Annotated in this window: 15 protein-coding genes; 6 read left to right on the forward strand and 9 right to left on the reverse strand. The window is 54.1% G+C overall.

Going from position 1 to position 16,829, the window contains the following annotated elements; genetic code table 11:
- Positions 1 to 6: 6 nt before the first annotated feature.
- Entirely contained in the window at positions 7 to 1,083 is a 1,077-nt protein-coding gene (locus tag ABNH18_RS15515; protein WP_349383699.1) for a VOC family protein, read from the reverse strand.
- Between the two features lie 246 nt (positions 1,084 to 1,329).
- Here ABNH18_RS15515 and ABNH18_RS15520 point away from each other — a divergent pair, with 246 nt between their 5' ends.
- Positions 1,330 to 2,922: a bifunctional 3-(3-hydroxy-phenyl)propionate/3-hydroxycinnamic acid hydroxylase gene (locus ABNH18_RS15520; RefSeq protein WP_349383700.1), complete on the forward strand. Its 1,593-nt coding sequence runs from the start codon at positions 1,330 to 1,332 to the stop codon at positions 2,920 to 2,922.
- 57 nt (positions 2,923 to 2,979) lie between these two features.
- Complete coding sequence (locus ABNH18_RS15525; protein ID WP_349383701.1) at positions 2,980 to 3,642, forward strand: TetR/AcrR family transcriptional regulator; 663 nt, start codon at positions 2,980 to 2,982, stop codon at positions 3,640 to 3,642.
- Between the two features lie 830 nt (positions 3,643 to 4,472).
- Here the strand turns inward: ABNH18_RS15525 and ABNH18_RS15530 are convergent.
- Genes ABNH18_RS15530 through ABNH18_RS15560 form a run of 7 tightly spaced genes read right to left on the reverse strand, consistent with a single transcriptional unit; the run spans position 4,473 to position 12,004 of the window.
- The gene (locus tag ABNH18_RS15530; RefSeq protein WP_349383702.1) at positions 4,473 to 5,483 is read right to left on the reverse strand and encodes an MBL fold metallo-hydrolase; all 1,011 of its coding nucleotides are present in this window, start codon (positions 5,481 to 5,483) and stop codon (positions 4,473 to 4,475) included.
- Between the two features lie 46 nt (positions 5,484 to 5,529).
- Positions 5,530 to 6,549: a 4-hydroxy-2-oxovalerate aldolase gene (dmpG, locus tag ABNH18_RS15535; RefSeq protein WP_349383703.1), complete on the reverse strand. Its 1,020-nt coding sequence runs from the start codon at positions 6,547 to 6,549 to the stop codon at positions 5,530 to 5,532.
- Between the two features lie 10 nt (positions 6,550 to 6,559).
- Positions 6,560 to 7,513, reverse strand: coding sequence for an acetaldehyde dehydrogenase (acetylating) (locus ABNH18_RS15540; RefSeq protein ID WP_349383704.1), 954 nt, complete (start codon positions 7,511 to 7,513; stop codon positions 6,560 to 6,562).
- A gap of 11 nt (positions 7,514 to 7,524) precedes the next feature.
- Positions 7,525 to 8,304 carry a 2-keto-4-pentenoate hydratase gene (locus ABNH18_RS15545; RefSeq protein ID WP_349383705.1) on the reverse strand — a complete coding sequence of 260 codons (780 nt, stop codon included), beginning with the start codon at positions 8,302 to 8,304 and terminating at the stop codon, positions 7,525 to 7,527.
- Between the two features lie 27 nt (positions 8,305 to 8,331).
- Entirely contained in the window at positions 8,332 to 10,083 is a 1,752-nt protein-coding gene (gene mhpA, locus ABNH18_RS15550; RefSeq protein ID WP_349383706.1) for a bifunctional 3-(3-hydroxy-phenyl)propionate/3-hydroxycinnamic acid hydroxylase MhpA, read from the reverse strand.
- An 18-nt stretch (positions 10,084 to 10,101) separates the two neighbouring features.
- Positions 10,102 to 11,094, reverse strand: a complete 993-nt coding sequence (locus ABNH18_RS15555; RefSeq protein WP_349383707.1) for a VOC family protein — start codon at positions 11,092 to 11,094, stop codon at positions 10,102 to 10,104.
- A gap of 40 nt (positions 11,095 to 11,134) precedes the next feature.
- On the reverse strand, positions 11,135 to 12,004 hold the full coding sequence (locus ABNH18_RS15560) for an alpha/beta fold hydrolase (protein ID WP_349383708.1): 870 nt from the start codon (positions 12,002 to 12,004) through the stop codon (positions 11,135 to 11,137).
- Between the two features lie 93 nt (positions 12,005 to 12,097).
- Between ABNH18_RS15560 and ABNH18_RS15565 the strand changes: the two genes are divergently transcribed.
- The 4 genes from ABNH18_RS15565 to ABNH18_RS15580 all read left to right on the forward strand — a co-directional run bounded on the left by ABNH18_RS15565 (position 12,098) and on the right by ABNH18_RS15580 (position 15,331).
- Positions 12,098 to 12,976, forward strand: a complete 879-nt coding sequence (locus tag ABNH18_RS15565; protein ID WP_349383709.1) for a lysophospholipid acyltransferase family protein — start codon at positions 12,098 to 12,100, stop codon at positions 12,974 to 12,976.
- A complete protein-coding gene (locus ABNH18_RS15570; protein WP_349383710.1) occupies positions 12,973 to 13,815 on the forward strand; it encodes an SDR family oxidoreductase in 843 nt (280 codons plus the stop codon). The genes ABNH18_RS15565 and ABNH18_RS15570 overlap by 4 nt, the downstream gene beginning before the upstream one ends.
- Positions 13,812 to 14,504, forward strand: coding sequence for a TetR/AcrR family transcriptional regulator (locus tag ABNH18_RS15575; protein WP_349383711.1), 693 nt, complete (start codon positions 13,812 to 13,814; stop codon positions 14,502 to 14,504). The genes ABNH18_RS15570 and ABNH18_RS15575 overlap by 4 nt, the downstream gene beginning before the upstream one ends.
- Before the next feature lie 212 nt (positions 14,505 to 14,716).
- Positions 14,717 to 15,331, forward strand: a complete 615-nt coding sequence (locus tag ABNH18_RS15580; protein WP_349383712.1) for a TetR/AcrR family transcriptional regulator — start codon at positions 14,717 to 14,719, stop codon at positions 15,329 to 15,331.
- 61 nt (positions 15,332 to 15,392) lie between these two features.
- Here the strand turns inward: ABNH18_RS15580 and ABNH18_RS15585 are convergent, their stop codons facing one another.
- Positions 15,393 to 16,649 carry an amidohydrolase family protein gene (locus ABNH18_RS15585; RefSeq protein ID WP_349383713.1) on the reverse strand — a complete coding sequence of 419 codons (1,257 nt, stop codon included), beginning with the start codon at positions 16,647 to 16,649 and terminating at the stop codon, positions 15,393 to 15,395.
- Positions 16,650 to 16,829: the final 180 nt, after the last annotated feature.

Below are 16,829 nucleotides of genomic sequence, written 5' to 3' on the forward strand. Positions count from 1 at the left end.
CTCCTGTTAGCCAAAAATCTTGGCAAGTGTTATTAGTTTTTTAAGCGTAAGATCCGGGCTGTGGCGAAGGCTATGCACGATGGCTTTTATTGCTTCCCCTGTTATCTTGGGTTTAGTAAAGCTGGCCGGCATGACCTGCCCCCATTGGGACATGGCTTCACGGCTGACGGGATGGATGCCGGTGGGTTTGTCGGCAGTAAACAAATCGCCATCACAGTAATGTTCGTGTTTATCACCCCAGGGGTCTTGCCAGTAATCAAAAATCTGGCTGCCAAGAATATGCCGCCCAATACCCCAGGCGTGTTTCCATCCTTTTTCACGCAGCACGCGTTGTCCCATGCCGACGGCATCAGCATCAACGACTTCATAGGCGCTATGGCTATAGACAGGCATGACCCCCTGCGCCATTGCCAGGGTGTGGTGGTCCGCAGGCTGGTCGCCCAGATCCAGACGCAAAAATGTGACGGCGGGGGAGCCATCGTTCAGCACCTGAACATCACTGGGAATCAAACCCAAATGGCGTGTGTACCAGCCACAGGTGGCCTGGAAATCAGCGACTTCAAGCACCACGTGACCAAGACGAAGAATTTCTGCTGGCGCGATGGCGGGGCGCTGCGTTTCATTAATGCGGGGGCGTTCATCGTAGTTCAGTGGCAGCGCCGGGCGGTAGGCGAGCGGTTCCACCTGTTCCTGCCCAAAGATGACTTCCACATGAAAGCCTGAAGGGTCTGTGAGAGTAATCATTTCTCCGCCGCCCGGGTAGTCGACGGCGCACGGGGCGGTGGCGCCCGGCAGTTTCGACAGGGCGATCAGGTCATCCCTAACAGCAACGCGGAATGCCAGTCCGGCAAAGCGGTTTTGCTCGCCTCGAAGGACGCGGTAGCAGAAGGGGGCGCTGTCTTTGCCTCTGAGATACAGCTCGGATTCGGTTTGTTTGACGACCTGCAATCCGAAATCGGTCAGAAACTCCCGTGCCTTGTCCAGATCCGTCCGTTCGAAAATCAGATAGGCCAGCGACTGGGCCTTTACGGTCGGCGATTCATGTCTTGCTGGTTGTGGCGTGGAAAGCGCGATCCCATTCATCAGTGTTGCCTCAGGGTTTGTTAAGCCTTTGACCTTATTGGCCCTGGAAAGCCATGCGCGTAGTAAGGCATCGGGTGCCCGGCGCCTGTCATTCAGGTGCGGCTTGGGGCGGTGAGTGCTGCCGTCAAATTGAAAGGTAATCCAATATTGAGTATTGTGTCAATATGTATTAATAATACACGTCATCACTCTCGGCCCGCTCCAGGGCGTGTTGGCTCGGTATATACCTGAATGTATGGGCACACTATGAACAACAATGAATCTATAGAGTTGCTTGCTACCACAGATGTTCTTGTCGTCGGCTATGGTCCTGTGGGGGCAGCGCTGACAGCCGCGCTTGGCCGCTTCGGGGTGAATGCCCTGGCAATTGACAAGGTGGAAGAGGTGTTGCTAATGCCCAGGGCAATTGCTCTGGACAATGAGGCTTTGCGTATCTTGCAGATGTTTGGGCTTGGAGAGGATGCGTTTGATCGTATCGCCATCCCTGAGGTCAAGATGCGTTGCCCTTATACCGGGGATTTCGGCAAGGTGAATTCCGGAGGCAGCATTGATGGCCACCCCAAACTGGTGACGTTTTATCAACCAGATCTTGAAGCTGCTCTGCGCAAAGAGGCTGGCAAGCATACGTCAGTTTCCTTCCGTTCGGGTTTGCAGCTGCTAGACCTGGAGGAAGTCAGCGATGGCGTCGTGGCAACGGTCGAAACGGAAGACGGCACGCAGGGCCTGATTAAGGCGTGTTACCTGGTCGGGGCTGATGGATCAGGCTCAAAGGCTCGCACCTTGATTGGCCAGGATTTCAAGGGGCAGAGCTACGCGGAAGATTGGCTGATTGTGGATGCTGGTGGCCGAGAGAGAAAAGCCATTGATCATATTGAGTTTATTTGTGACCCCAAACGCCCGACTCCACATATGCCTGCCCCGGGGGGGCGGGAGCGCTGGGAGTTTATGCTCCTTCCCGGAGAGACTCGTGAGGAGATGGAGAAACCAGAAACGGTTGCTAGGCTGTTGTCTCCCTGGATCCCCCCGGAGGAGTTGAATATTGAGCGTAAGGCGGTGTACCGCTTTCATGCTCGATGCTGTGACAGCTTCCAGAAAGGACGAGTCTTCCTGGTTGGGGATGCTGCCCATATTACTCCGCCGTTTGCTGGCCAAGGGTTAGTGGCAGGACTCCGGGATGCTGCCAACCTGGGCTGGAAGCTGGCTTGGGTGGTTGATGGCAAGGCGACGCCTGCACTGCTGGATAGCTATGATCAGGAGCGTCGCCCCCATGCACAAGAGATGATTGATCTGGCCAAGTTCATGGGGCGACTGGTGATCCCCAGGAATGCATTGAGTGCCATTGCTATTCACGGTGCAATGCGTCTGATTGGCTTGATCCCTCCGGTGCGCAAATATCTCGAAGAGCTCGAAATCAAGCCGGATAACAGCTTCAAAGCCGGTTGCTTTATCGCGGGTAAAAAGAAGCCGTTGGCTCGTGGAGGCCAGCTCCCACAAGCGCTTGTGAAGATTCCAGATGGCATTATCTTGAGCGATGACAGCTTGAGTGGCCGATTGACGCTGGTTGGTTTCGGCGTGGATCCTGCAAGCCATTTGAGCCGCGAAGCGAAGGAGGCGTGGGCGGCGGTGGGCGGCGCATTTCTTCAGATTGGTGTTCGTGGCCAGAAGGCGCAGCCAGGATCTGCGGCAGATTTTATTGAATCGTTTGATGATGTGCTGGTGCCGGGTATTCCGAGCGGCCATGCGGCGATTGTTCGGCCTGATATGGTAGTCATGCACAACGGGCCCGCCACCGAGGCGCAGGCGATGCTGGATGACTGTTTGAAATTGATGAAAGTATAGTATCTTCCAATATTGAGATATATTCACCGCACTTCTGGAAAGGTCGGGATTCAAGGCATGGCAAATAAAGCGGTAGCGCCAGCGTCGGCAGCGCGAGAAGCTGGATTGACAAGAGGCCACAAAAAAAAGGCGCGCACTCGCAAGCAGCTAATTGAGGCGGCAATGCGAATCTACGCCCGGCAAGGGGCCGCTGAACTTGCCCTGAACCAGCTGGCAGAAGAGGCCGGCGTTTCCAATGGTACGGTGTATAACTATTTCCGTAGCAAGGAAGACGTTCTGGACGCGGTGGGCATTGCGTTGGCAGAAGCCCTTTCCGTTGAGGTTACGGCCTTGAGTCGTGATCTTACGTCAGGAGCCGAGAGAATCGCGGTGGGGGTACGATCCTTTGTGTTGCACGCCATTGATGACCCTCAGTGGGCCAGCGCCCTGGTCAGTGTTGCGCACTATGCAGAGGGCATGCGCTCGCTGTTGGCAGTCAATGTTTGCTCTGACTTGCAGCTGGGAACCAGTCAGGGAGATTTGCACTACGAAAACAAAGGGCTGGCGATGATGATGGTAGTGGCGATGACTACCGGCGCGATGCAGACCCTTGCCGGGGGCAAGGTTTCGCCAGACTGCGATTGCATGGTTGCCGAAATGGTGCTGCTGGCATTGGGCCTGGACAGAGCGAAAGCACGGGCATTCGCCTTTGGAGCCATGCCGGAGCCTGCTGGGCGCTGACAGATTATTCAGCAGATCATACTGCTGAAATGGTGCTCGCACTGCCGATTGTTCGGTACTGTTCCAGTGCTGCCTTACGCAGGTAGTCAAAACTTCTTTTCAAGATACCGAGCCAGAAAACTACCCTCATCCTAAAGTGGAGTCACAACTTTTCTGCCGAAACGTCACCATTGTTGATACCTACGCTTTGTCGTTGAGCAAGGTCTGGTAAACCGGCTAACGGCAAGGTGAGATAATGAAAACCTCTCGTCGTTAATTCCTCGGTGTACAGGCGGTGCTGCTGTGGCAGGAATGCTGAGGTTCACAATGGCTTCCCGTGGGCAGCGGCCTCGTGCTCGGTTTGCTGCGCGGCTGACAGCGTCAGCCTAATATCTTTCCATTCACTGCCGCTGAAGCCAAATCCGATGAACCGATTACGGTTTCCGAGAACGACCTGGTAGCAGAATGGTGCGGTACCTGCGCCACGCAGGTACACATTAAATATCAGGTATGTCAGTGGCTGGGCTTTTACCGTTGGTGATTAATGCCTTTCCGGCTGCGCCGTACAGAGCTTTATTTTCTGCATAACGATTTTCTCTTGCATTATTATTCAGCCAGTTTTCTGGCGTTTATAAAAGAGAGATAAAGGCATGATGCCTTTTCAGTTCCTCCTATCGTAAGAGGAACTGAAAAGATCGCTGTTGAAGACATCCCACGTTTTCATCAGCAAGAAATAAAAAAAAGCGCATGAAAACGACTCGGGAGAGCGGCATGCGCAAAAGTGAAACTGCTATGACTGTTTGGCCCTGAAAGATAAAATGGCACATCCACAAGGCCTGGCTACGCAAAGATTAAAGGTCGATTTGCTGCCCATCTTTCACGATGTAGAGCTTCCCTGAGTAGTGCTCACCTATACCGTACTTGGTGACTAATGTACTCAGTAGGCCGTTTGGTTCTGGGATTACATGTGTTAAAGCAAGGTTTTGTACCCCAGCTTTCTCTGCAAACTTTGCAATCTCCAGGGTTCCGGTATGGTAATCAGGAACACGTTCAAGAAGGGTGGCTTTGTCTTCCCATCCTGCTTCTCTGGCGACGCGCGCGGCCTCATGGACGAGATGTTTTGTCATGGCTTCATGAATAACCAGATCCGATGTTTGCATTGCAGGAAGATAGATATCATCAATCATCGTGTCCCCGCTAAAAAACACAGATTTGTTGTTATAAGTTAGCTGGAAGCCCACAGCCGGTTTAACCGGATCATGATTTACCTTCCATGCCATAACTTTCACTTCACCATCATCATAAACAAGGCTTGAGTTACTGTTGTTTTCAAAATTTATTGTCTTGGGTGATCCAAAGGCTAATTCGCGATCAGGAACAAAGTGTTTTGACCTGTAATTAGCGTCCAGTTCATAGGCTTGGCGAAGACCATTAATAATGTCAGTAATCCCTTCTGGACCATAAACGTCAAAAGGGGATTTTCTTCCATAGATCCATGTGTAGTTAATTAATGCGCCAAGACCATTGTAGTGATCTGAATGGTAGTGGGTGATAAATGCCTTATTTACTTTGTCGAGGGGAACTCCATATTTCTCGATGGACCGGAACGCATTTGAACCGGCATCAAAAAGAAAAAGTTTTCCACCAGCAGAGATAACAATGCAAGACTGTGTTCGTAGTGACTTTCGCTGGGGCGAGCCTGTGCCACAGAAAAGAACGCGTATTTTGCCATCGTGGTTAAGCCATTGTTTATCATAGGAATCGGCTAGGTTGTGCTTCACGTAGCCATCCCAGATTTCTTCACGAAACGCGACTATTGATAATGCGAAAACCATAAATAAAAAAGCAATTGTTTTTTTCATTGTTATCTCTTTTCTCTTTAAATGCTGGCTAATCAGCGAATGACTGTTATCGATTTAGCAAGTCAAGCGCCACATCCACAATCATGTCTTCCTGACCACCGACCATCCCTCGTTTGCCAAGCTCAACCAGAATATCGACGGTCTTGAGGCCATACTTTTGTGCTGCGACTTCTGAGTGACGCAGGAAGCTGGAGTAAACGCCGGCATAGCCCAGGGCAAGGGTCTCCCGGTCCACACGGACGGGGCGTTCCTGGAGAGGGCGTACAATGTCATCTGCCGCGTCCATTAAGGTGTACAGATCAGTGCCATGCTCCCAGCCAAGACGTGCGGCAGCAGCGATGAAGACTTCAAGTGGCGCGTTGCCGGCGCCTGCGCCCATTCCTGCAAGGCTGGCATCGATCCTGTCACAGCCTTCTTCCACGGCGGCAATGGAGTTCGCAACACCGAGCGACAGGTTGTGATGGGCATGGATGCCAGTTTCTGTCTCAGGCTTGAGTACCGCCTTCATAGCGCGGAAACGGTCGCGGATATCCTGCATGCTCATGGCGCCACCGGAGTCGACGATGTAAATACAGGTCGCACCGTACTCTTCCATCAGCTTGCCCTGGCGGGCCAGCGCTTCCGGCGTCGTCATGTGGCTCATCATCAGAAAGCCGACGGTGTCCATGCCCAGGTTGCGAGCATAGTCGATGTGTTGTGCTGAGATATCGGCTTCGGTGCAGTGGGTGGCCACACGTACCACCCGCGCGCCTGCCTGGTAGGCCGCTTTCAGGTCGTGAACTGAACCGATGCCGGGGAGCAGCAAGGTGGCGATACGTGAGTGGCTGACAACATCTGCCACCGCTTCAATCCATTCAAGATCGGTGTGGGCGGCAAAACCGTAGTTAAAGCTGGAACCTTGCAGTCCATCGCCGTGGGCAACTTCGATGCTGTCCACCTTGGCTGCGTCCAGCTCTCTGGCGATGTCTTGTACATTCTTGATGGAATATTGGTGGCGAATAGCATGGCTGCCGTCACGAAGCGTCACGTCAGAGATATACAGTTTCTTTCCAGGATCGTAGCTCATCTCTCTCTCCTCAGTGGCTGGCCAGGTGTGCGGCCATGCGCTCGGCGGTTGCCATAGCGGCGGATGTCATGATGTCCAGGTTGCCGGCATAGGCGGGGAGGTAGTGGGCGGCCCCTTCTACTTCCAGATAGACGCTGACTTTCAGGCCGCTATAGCGGCCCACACCAGGAATGTTGACTGGCTTGTCAGCGGGGATTTCATCGAACTGGACATCCTGCTTCAGGCGATAGCCCGGTACGTAGGTGTTAACCTGTTTCACCATGGCTTCGACAGACTGTCGGATGGCATCCTGATCAGCGGCTTCACACAGAGCATAGACTGTGTCACGCATTATCAGCGGGGGCTCTGCCGGGTTCATGACAATGATCGCCTTGCCTTTACCGGCACCACCCACATCTTCCAGAGCGCGTGATGTGGTTTCGGTAAATTCATCAATATTGGCGCGGGTACCGGGACCTGCAGACTTGCTACTGATGGAGGCAACGATTTCGGCGTAATGGACTTTTGCCACCTGCGATACGGCCGCCACCACGGGAATGGTTGCCTGCCCACCGCAGGTCACCATGTTCACGTTGTTATGATCCAGGTAGGCATCCAGGTTCACGACAGGCACACAGTAGGGACCAATCGCCGCAGGGGTCAGATCGATGCAGCGAATGTCCGGCTTGTGTTCACGCAGAAGCGCATCATTTTTGACATGTGCCCCTGCTGAGGTGGCATCAAAAATGATACCGATATCCATGAACTCAGGCATGGCAACAAGCCCATCAACGCCTTTGTGTGTGGTGGCAACGCCCATGCGCTCAGCGCGGGCCAGGCCGTCGGATTCCGGGTCTATACCAACCATCACCGTGACTTCCACGTTTTCACCATGGCGTAGCAACTTGATCATCAGATCGGTACCGATGTTGCCGCTGCCAATAATGGCGGCCTTGATCTTTCCTGTCTCTTTCTTGACGGTCATGGGATTACCTCTCAATCCATTTGGCAGCTGACGCTGCCCAGGGAGCCAATGCGTGCGTTGATGCTGTCACCAGCCTGTACGCCGACCATGGGGCCCAGTGCGCCAGAGAGAATGATTTCCCCGGCGTTCAGGCCCTCACCGCGTTCGGCCATGGTGCAGGCCAGCCAATAGGCGGCACGCAGTGGATGGCCCAGGCAAGCTGAGCCGCTACCCACGGACTCAGTCTGGCCGTTTCTGTCCAGTTGCAGTCCGATGTCTGCCAGGGATACCTGGCCAATAGGGGTGGGCTGGTTACCGAGCACGAACAGACCGCAGGAGGCATTGTCGGCGACGGTGTCCGCCAGAGTGATTTTCCAGTCAGCAATGGCGCTATCGACGATTTCCAGTGCCGGCAGGGCATAGCTCAAGCAGGCCAGGAATTCGCTATAGCTTGGGGTCGGGCCATGCAGGTCTTTGCCGACAACAAAGGCGACTTCTGCTTCGATCTTCGGTTGCATCAGGCGAGCCATGGGAATGCTGTCGCCATCAAGGTATTGCATGTCCTGAAATAGCAGGCCGAAGTCGGGTTGGTCTACGCCCAGTTGTTTCTGCACGGAGAGGGAGGTCAGGCCGACTTTCTTGCCAATAATACGGCCTCCGTTATTCACCCGGGCCTGGTTATTGATGGCTGATACGGTATAGGCGTCCTCCAGGGAGGTGACGCCATATGTTTCGCTTATCTGGCTGATTGGCTTGCGGCTGGCGCGGGCCGAGTATAAGGCGCTCGCGGCTTCCTTGATGTTGGCAGTCATGATGTTTTCCTTGAAATCGGTCGCTGTTCAGATTCGCTGTTGTGGTTGTGAAGCCGCCGCGGGGTCTTTGAGTTCTGGACTGGCGTATTCCCAACCCATCTGTTCCTGCAGCGCTTCCAGAGCCAACGTCTGTTCTTCAGGTTTGACCATGGCGAAAGTGAATTTGTCAGGGCGGAGTATTGCGACGCCGTGCTTGCGGAAACCGGCTTTGCGGAACCATTTGACCATGCTGCCGGTCATGTCTTCCGCTTCCTGAAGGCCGTCAGCAGCATCGCTTTCTACGCCGTCCATTCCCTGCGGACGATGGGCGTACGGATAGAGGGCGATGTAACGGGTATTGAGTTTGGACAGAAAATCCATGTCCGCATTACTGAGCGTCTTGCGTGGATCAACATTGAGCCCAATCACGGTAAAGCCATCGCTGGTCAGTTCATCCAGCGGCATATGACGGCCATCAAGCAGGCGAACTTCGGGTTGGGGTGCCATCGTACCTTCCTGCCCCCTGAAGCCGCGTGGTAATCCCAGATATTGCCCTTTGGTATAAATGGGTTTTGGCTTAACTCCGCCTTCTTCAACCCATTTTTTAAGGCCTGGCACCTTTTGTACTGTGAGCATGACAGTATCGCGCACTCGGGAGCCAACGGGGTGAGTCGTGGAGACCAGGTCCTTGAGGAAGACCGAGATGTTAATCATGGCCTGGGCGTGGTCATGCCGTTCATTACCGTAGGTATCCAACAGCTTTTCGCTGGCACAACCCTGAAGAACAGCACTCAGTTTCCAGCCCAGATTGAACGCATCCCGCACGCCGGAACTGGCTCCCTGCCCCATGAACTGGGGGGTCATGTGGGCGGCATCTCCTGCCAGGATAACGCGGCCTTCATGCCATTTCTCTACGATCAAGGCGTTAAAGGTGTACACCAGCTTGCGCATGACGTCGAACTTGTCCGGATCGATAAACTTCGACAGGTACTCCCTGACAGTCTCCGGCTTTTCCATGTACTCCTTGGTCTGGTCAGGTTTCAGCATAAACTCGAAGCGATGGAAACCGTCGGGCTGAATGCAACTGACGACAGGGAGTTTTGGATCTACCACAAAGTTGAAATAGGGCAGGTGGCGAAGCCCTTCATTTCGATCCTTCTGCTTAAGATCGACCACCAGCCAGGGCTCTGGAAAGTTACGGCCGGTCATTTTTATGCCAAGAGTTTCCCTGACAAAACTACGGCCACCATCGGCGCCGACAAGATATCGGGCTCGTAAGGTCTTCAGATCAGAATCCGTTGTGCTTTCTGTCAATCCATCGGTGTTTTCGGAATAACGGAATTCGCGGGTCGCCTGGTGGGTGACATTGACACCGTTGCTGTCTTGTTCAAAACCACAAACCTCTCTGCCACGCTGGATAACCACATTGGGGTAACGCTCCAGCAACTTGGTCAGGGTCGTTTCGAGATAGGGCTGGTAAAAGAAGTTGACGACGGGCCAGCCGAAAGGACGTTGGCGAGGACAATATTGTCCCAACACTGAACCATCAGGGCGGACAAACTGCACCGGTGTTTCTTGCAACATGTCTTTTGCGATTTCGTCTGCAGCACCAATATGCTGGAAAATTCGCATGCACTCGTCATCGGTATATACCGCGCGGGCGTTGCCATAGAAAACGGGTTCCCGTTCCAGAACAATAACATCATGGCCCCGCATGCCGAGCATGTGTGCCAGTACCAGACCGGTAGGGCCCATGCCTGCAATGGCGACGTCAAATTCTGCTTTACTGTTGTTTTTCATAATCGGTCTCGAAAGCGTTCAGAACGGAAAAAATTCCTTGTGACGAAGGGAACGAAGGCCTTGAATCAGGTTAGCGCCGTTAAGGCTGAGAAAACTGATCAGGCCAGTCTTCTGGGGCTTGTGGCCCCAGAGGCTGATGCCCTGGTAGTGATTGACCTGCCAGGACTCTTCGTTAACGGTAAGTGCGTCACAGCCAAGCTCGATTTCAAAACCGGATGGCGAAAGCGCGTAGAAGGAAATTTCCTTGTCGTTGGGGTGTTGTCCCACTTCATGGGCCATTTCATAGCCAAGGCTTTTCAGGCGACGAAAGGCACTGCCGACATCGTCAAGGGAATTAGACAGGAAGCTGATGTGTTGGACTCGCGTGCGGATCGGATCGAGGTTGGGCTCTTGTGTAGCCGCCACGGCGATGGAGTGATGACGCTCGTTGAAACGCAGGAAGGTGATGTCGAGCGTGATACCAGCAATGGTTTCGCGAATAGAGTCACTGAGACGCGCATCGAAAAGGGATTGCCAAAACGCCATCATGCGATCCGGGTTTCGGGTGGTAATAGCAACATGCCCCATGCCGCCGTTGCCAGTGACAAACCCACTGGTCAGCATGTCCAGTGGTGCATCATCCCTGACCGCCCCGCAGTACACTTCTACCTGTAATCCCTTGGGGCCTTTGAAATACCACAGGGCCTTGACGCCACGCGACTGTGCATCAGCGTCATTGCCTTGCTGCACGGTAACGTCGAGTTTCTCAAGGCGTTTCAGTACGGCATCCAGTACCTGGCGGTTAGCCATTGCCATACCAACAGCGACCACATCTTCTGCCGGCCCATGCTGGATAATCAAACGTTTTGCCTGATCGTCGATCCGAAAGGACACTTCTTTATCGCTATCGACAGCCACATGCATTCCCAAGCCTTGCTCAGCAAATGTGCGCCAGTCTGCCAACTTTTTAGATTCGACTACCACGTAGCCCAATTGAACCTGATTGAATAGTTCTGTCTTGTTGTTATCCATTTCGCGATCTCCTCTTTGCGACCCTCACAAGGCGTGCATATCAGCTTGGGGTGTTTTCTTGCATAAAGGCGTTGGTGACAGCGTTGAATTCTTCTGCACGCTCCCACTGCACCCAGTGACCGGTCTTGCTGAATTCATAGAGGTCACAATTGAGCATGGTGCTTTGTAGGCGGCGACCGCCGCTTGGACGGTTAACCTTGTCCGCTTTGCCCCACAGAACCAGGGTGGGGATCTGGCACTTTTTCAGGCGACGGTCACGGGTAAAGTCCATACGTATCGCCGCCGGAAGGCTGTTGGGGCGACGCAGAGGGGGTTGTGCAACGACATCGGGATCAATGCTGGCCTCGTAACGATCGCGAATAAGAGCGTCGGGTACCTGGCTGCCGTCGTAGACCAGATCAGAGCGAATGAAATCGGTGAGTTTTTCCAATGAGGGGCCACTACCGGTGTAGTAGTTGAGCAGTTTGTTCAGCCCTTTGGTGGGCAAGCCACGGGTTGTGCCGATTCCGCCTGGGCCCATCAGTACCAGTGATCGAACCCGTTCCGGGTGATCCAGTGCCATGCGCAGTGCGCATGCGCCTCCCAGAGAATTACCAACCACATGGGCCTGTTTAATGTTGAGCGTATCCATCAGGCCAAGAATGCCTTTTGCCAAGTCGCCAAAGGGATCGCTGCGCTTAATCCCCTTGGTGGATTGGCCGTAGCCCGGCATGTCTGGAACCAGTACTCGATAGTGTTTGGCCAGGGCATCCACGTTGCGGGAGTAGTTGGACATACCGTTGGCGCCGGGGCCGCCACCATGAAGCATGATTACCGGGAAGCCGCTGCCAGCTTCGCTGTAGTGGATATTCCATTTGCCCACGTTGATCTGGTGGGTCTCCATTTGAGGTTGTGTTTTCTTATTGGTCATATCGCGCTCTCGGTTCTCGATGACATGAAGGCATCTTAGCTATAAGATGACGAAAGTGTCAACATGACATATATGTCATTACAAGGAGGTCCCATGCCTGACTCTAATAAGGAATTTGCCGTGCCATCGCTGCGTACTTCGCGATTACTGTCCCTCTGTCATCGTCTGTACTTCAATCCGGTGTTTCTGGGGCTTGAGAGCATGGATCTTTCTCGTCCCGCCCTTTGGGTGGGAAACCACACCTTGTTTGCCATGCTGGATATTCCGTTGCTGAGCCATGCCTTGCGGGAACGCGGGGTGATGTTGCGATCTCTGGGTGACCGTGGCCATTTCCGGGTGCCGGTGTGGGGGGGGCTGTTGCAGCGGGGCGGAATGGTGCTGGGAAGCCGCGAAAACTGCGCTGCACTGATGCAGGCCGGTGAACACATTCTGGTGTTTCCAGGTGGGGCGAGGGAGGTGTGGCGGCGCAAGGGCGAGGCATACCAGCTGATATGGAAAAAACGCACCGGATTCGTCCGTATGGCGATGGAACACGGTTACGACATCATTCCTTTTGCCTCTCTCGGGCCAGATGAGGCTTTTGATATTCTTGCAGATGCCAATGATGTGCAGGCGTCCCGGGCCTGGAAATGGCTGAATAAATCACTGCCCTTGGAGGACATGACCCGTGGGGGAGAGGGCATTCCTCCGCTAGTAAAAGGGCTTGGACCCACATTGGTACCGCGCCCACAGAGGCAGTATTTCGCGTTCGGTGAGCGGATTGAAACAATCGGGCTTGCCGGCAAGGTAGACGATGAAGACGTGGTTTGGGCTTTACGGGAGCGGGTTGCGGAGAGTGTGGGTTCGCAACTGGAGAGCCTAAAGGCCTACCGGGCAGATCACCGGCCGTCTGGCTGGAGTCGGTTGCGGCGCAGGTTGGCGCCGGTGTCTGTGAACGTGCTGGGGAAATCCGGGAAGGGGAAGGCATCATGAAACAGGATTTGACAGGCAAGGTTGCTCTGGTGACCGGGGCGAATACGGGGATTGGTCGGGTGACCGCCTTGCAACTGGCAAAACGGGGTGCCCATGTGTTTCTGGCCTGCAGGTCGAAACAAAAAGCACAGCCGGTGGTCGATGAGATTCGCCAGTGTGGTGTGGGTCGGGGTGAATTCCTGCACCTGGATTTAGGCGATCTGGTTTCCGTGAGAGAGTGTGCAGAAGACTTTCTTGCGCGTCAGCTCCCTTTGCATATTCTGGTGGCCAACGCTGGTCTGGCAGGCAAAAAGGGCATGACGGCGTCGGGGTTTGAGCTCAGTTTCGGTGTTTGTCATGTGGGGCACTTTCAGCTGGTGAAATTGCTGAAGCCCTGCCTGCTGTCGTCTGCCCCGGCCCGTGTCGTAGTGGTATCGAGCAAGGCGCACCGGCATCTCAAGGCGCTGGATCTTGATGCCGTCCGGCAGCCCACTCGCAGCCCCGGTGGCCTAAAGGAATACGGTGCTGCCAAGCTGGCAAATCTGCTTTTTGCCAAGGAGTTGGGGCGCCGTTTGGAGGGTACCGGGGTGACCGTCTACGCCGTACATCCGGGTATTGTGGCCTCCGACATCTGGCGGCGCGTTCCGCAGCCAATGCGCATGCTGATCCGCCGGTTTATGGTGAGTCCAGAGGAAGGGGCCCAAACCAGTTTATACTGTGCAACCGACGAAAGCCTTGCGCTGCACACCGGGGGTTATTATGAACGCAGCCAGCAAGTGGCTGCGTCGCCTTTGGCAAATGATATCAATCTGGCTGGCCGGTTATGGCATGCCAGTGAGAATTGGGTTAACGAGTCATGACTGCAAAGCTGGATCCAGCAGAGAGTGTTGATCACCGTACACGTGTGGGATTAGAGCGACGTCGCAAGATGCGACTGCGCCTTATAGAGAGTGCCTTTGTGGTATTCTCTGAAAAAAGCGTGGATTTGTCGCAAATCGATGATGTCATTGCTCAGGCCGGGGTGGCTCGAGGTACCTTCTATAACTACTTTCGCACCAATGAAGAGTTGCTTTCTGCTGTCGGGGAAACGCTGTCTAACGAGTTGATATCGCTGATTGAAGAGACGGTTGGGGAGATTGAAGATCCGGTAGAGATTTTGGCCACCGGGCTCCGATTGTTTCTTCGTACCGCGAGGATGTACCCCAAATACGCCCGCTTCATGTGGCGTGCCGGTTTGAATGCGAACTCTGCTGGTCATCTGGTGTACACCTATTTGCCCAAACACATTCTCGGCTGCGTGCAACGCGGTGACTTCAAGGTGAAGGATCCGGTAATAACCCTGGAGTTGTTGTTGGGCATGATGTTGGCCGCCATGCATGCCATGTCGACGTTATCGGTTGCTAACGATATGCCCGAGGAGGCTGTGCGCCATGCGTTAATGGCGTTTGGGGTGGCAGAGGCACGCATTTCCACATTAATAGCCTTGCCCCTTCCGGAGATCAGCCTGCCGCGCGATTCCCTTTTGGTGAAAACGGCTGGCCAGGATTAGAAGCCTCCCAATCTCTTCGGGGCAACCGCTGTGGTGGCGTTTGCTCCTTTGTCTTCGTTTTGCCATAGCCCGGGGATCGCTGAGCCCCGCCGCCGCAACACCGCCCCCTGCATGCTTCCACACATGGATGCCATCCTTGTTAGCGCTGAATCTATGGCATAATGCCGAAAAAGGCCTGCCATAGCCTGGCAAATGAGGAAAAGGAATAGACATTGAAAGCCCGCCCTGTTGCCCTTCGTCGAATACATGATGCCGCACTTCGTCTCTACGCCGAGAAAGGCACCTCCGAGGTCTCGGTGAGTGAGCTGGCCCAGATGGCGGGGGTGGCTCGAGGCACCATCTATAACAACCTTGAGCAGCCTGATGGGTTATTTGAAAAAGTGGCCGGCCAGTTTGCGGAAGAAATGAATGCCTATGTTGTCGAGGTGCTGGGGGAAATTGATGATCCGGCCCAGCGCCTTTCAGCGGGTATCCGGATGTATGTACAGAGAGCGCATGAGGAGCCTCATTGGGGGCGCTTCATGATCCAGTTTGCCTATACCAATAGTGCCTTGCGGAGTCTGTGGACGGGGCCACCAATGCAGGATTTGCAAAGCGGTATTGCAAGTTCACGATATGATATTGGCCAGGAGCAACTCCCCTGTGCCCTGGGGTTAATTGGTGGAGCAACGTTGTCTGCGGTGATGCTGGTACTGGAAGGGCAGGCCACTTGGAGAGACGCAGGGACGCAAACGGCAATGCTGGCGCTGAGATCCTTGGGAGTTGATATGGCCGAAGCCAACAGAGTCGCCCGCCTTGAAATACCGCTTTGGCGTAGCGGTGACTAGCCTGCAGGCTTTGCGGCGTAGCTGGACCAGGGGAGCTTTTGCTCCCCTTTCCATTCCCGGATTACGCGTCCTCCAGGCGCCTGGACAAGCTGGGAAACTGCTTCAGCGCATTCTCCCTTTCTACAGATAAACGCTCCTGATCAGTGAAGGTTTCGCTCAGTCTGGGTTGTGGGTCGCCGGATGTAGTGACGGCGAATGCCGGACCGGCAAACGGCCAGTCTGTCGCAAACAGGATGTGATCCAAAGAGGTGACCTCTCTCACCGATTTCATGGCTGCGGGTGCTGGGGATAGTGCGGTGTCGTAAAACAAATCGCCGTAGCTGGCAAGGATCTTCACTTCGTCAAGCACCTCCAGCCCCAGGGAGTCTGCCAGTGCTGGCGTTACCGTGAGAAGGCTGGTTCGGTAAGACAGGTACGGTATGGTTCCTCCCGCATGGGCAAGCAACCATCTAATCCTGGGGTAAATGCGATAAATGCCGTTATAGAGCATATTTACCGCAGCCCGGGTGGTGTCGAAAGTGAACTCAAAAAGAAAGGTGGGGAGGATGATGCTGTCGGGCTTAACGGGGGTTACCGGGTGAACAAAAACCATGCAGCCCAAGGTGTTGAGTGTCAGCATGAGGGGAGTGAATCTCGGGTCACCGAGGTAAATACCGTTATAGTTTGAAAGTAACCCAATGCCGTCCATGCCAAGAATCTTGATGGCTCGGGTGGCCTCACTACAGGCATTAATGATATCCAGTGGGTTGTTAGGATCGCCGATCGGCAATACCGCAAACCCGCCAAAGCGACCAGGGTAGTGGTTTGAGTAAATTAACTCATTGGTTGTGTAGTTGTTTACCTCCATGGCCATATCGAGCCTTTCCTGTGGGGTGGAAAGATAGGCAACGCCTGGCTCGGAAATAGACACGATTTGAGTCTGAATGCCGTATTTATCCATGAAATCCACAGCCATACTAGGTGACCAGGCCGGGATAGGGATGCCTCCGGCCGTTACGATTCCATGCTTGGCAAGGGATGCTCGATAGAAATCAGGGATATGATGGCAATGCACATCAATCCGGAAATTTCCTGTTGGGAGGGTGGGGGCATCGGGTGTAGTCGGGTCAGGAATGTCATCGTTATTGTGGTTCCCGCCACCAACAGCATTGTCTTGGCCTGTCGTTGTGCTCGGCGTGTTTGATTCGGTGCGCGCTCCGTTGGAACCGCCACATCCGGCGACGGCTAGCCCGCCAGCGGTTAAGGCGCCAAACTGAAGAGCCCCCTTAAGAACGGTACGGCGAGCAGTATCGATTTTGTCGTTGTCATTATTTTGCACAGTTTATCTCCAAGAGCATTTGTCATTAAAACCTAGCTGTCTTGGAGCAATTGAACACAAGTGTTCAATTGTGATCTATGGTGACTATCTTTCTGATCGTCTGATATCTGTTACGCGTAGTTACCAACTGTTCCTCGAGCGTGGGACGGGGAGAGCCTGGGCAAACACTGTCTGCTTTGC

This window comes from Alcanivorax sp. (assembly GCF_040118815.1).
Lineage (GTDB): Bacteria > Pseudomonadota > Gammaproteobacteria > Pseudomonadales > Alcanivoracaceae > Alcanivorax.

Coding starts and splice junctions, on each gene's coding strand:
- ABNH18_RS15515 (WP_349383699.1), bottom strand. CDS start 1,083: ATGAATGGGATCGCGCTTTCCACGCCACAACCAGCAAGACATGAATCG.
- ABNH18_RS15520 (WP_349383700.1), top strand. CDS start 1,330: ATGAACAACAATGAATCTATAGAGTTGCTTGCTACCACAGATGTTCTT.
- ABNH18_RS15525 (WP_349383701.1), top strand. CDS start 2,980: ATGGCAAATAAAGCGGTAGCGCCAGCGTCGGCAGCGCGAGAAGCTGGA.
- ABNH18_RS15530 (WP_349383702.1), bottom strand. CDS start 5,483: ATGAAAAAAACAATTGCTTTTTTATTTATGGTTTTCGCATTATCAATA.
- dmpG (WP_349383703.1), bottom strand. CDS start 6,549: ATGAGCTACGATCCTGGAAAGAAACTGTATATCTCTGACGTGACGCTT.
- ABNH18_RS15540 (WP_349383704.1), bottom strand. CDS start 7,513: ATGACCGTCAAGAAAGAGACAGGAAAGATCAAGGCCGCCATTATTGGC.
- ABNH18_RS15545 (WP_349383705.1), bottom strand. CDS start 8,304: ATGACTGCCAACATCAAGGAAGCCGCGAGCGCCTTATACTCGGCCCGC.
- mhpA (WP_349383706.1), bottom strand. CDS start 10,083: ATGAAAAACAACAGTAAAGCAGAATTTGACGTCGCCATTGCAGGCATG.
- ABNH18_RS15555 (WP_349383707.1), bottom strand. CDS start 11,094: ATGGATAACAACAAGACAGAACTATTCAATCAGGTTCAATTGGGCTAC.
- ABNH18_RS15560 (WP_349383708.1), bottom strand. CDS start 12,004: ATGACCAATAAGAAAACACAACCTCAAATGGAGACCCACCAGATCAAC.
- ABNH18_RS15565 (WP_349383709.1), top strand. CDS start 12,098: ATGCCTGACTCTAATAAGGAATTTGCCGTGCCATCGCTGCGTACTTCG.
- ABNH18_RS15570 (WP_349383710.1), top strand. CDS start 12,973: ATGAAACAGGATTTGACAGGCAAGGTTGCTCTGGTGACCGGGGCGAAT.
- ABNH18_RS15575 (WP_349383711.1), top strand. CDS start 13,812: ATGACTGCAAAGCTGGATCCAGCAGAGAGTGTTGATCACCGTACACGT.